This window comes from Mesorhizobium sp. M7D.F.Ca.US.004.01.2.1 (genome assembly GCF_003997785.1).
GTDB classification, from domain to species: domain Bacteria; phylum Pseudomonadota; class Alphaproteobacteria; order Rhizobiales; family Rhizobiaceae; genus Mesorhizobium; species Mesorhizobium loti.
In genome coordinates this window covers 1-340 of the sequence record NZ_RZRQ01000790.1, presented here as the reverse complement: position 1 = coordinate 340, position 340 = coordinate 1, and the positions used below count along the sequence as shown (strand labels likewise).

The 340-nt window shown below is 66.5% G+C and carries 1 protein-coding gene; it reads left to right on the top strand.

The features are described from left to right. On the top strand, positions 1-340 hold a 340-nt coding region (locus EN993_RS36830; protein ID WP_164758113.1), incomplete at both ends, for a VCBS domain-containing protein.

The window sequence follows — 340 nt, the reverse complement described above, 5'->3', positions numbered from 1 at the left end:
ACCTACACCGACACCTTCAATGTCGTCAGCGCCGACGGCACCGCCACCACCGTGACCGTCCACATCCTGGGCACCAACGACGCGGCCGTCCTGTCGGCCGATGTGCGCGACCTGACCGAAGGCAACACGGCCGCCGACATCTCGACGTCGGGCACGCTCACCATCTCCGATGTCGACAGCGATCCCCACTTCGTGCCCCAGGTGGCTGCCGCCGGCAGCTACGGCACCTTCGACCTCGATGCCGACGGCAACTGGACCTACACGGCATCCTCCGCCCATGACGAGTTCGTCGCCGGCACCACCTACACCGACACCTTCAATGTCGTCAGCGCCGACGGCA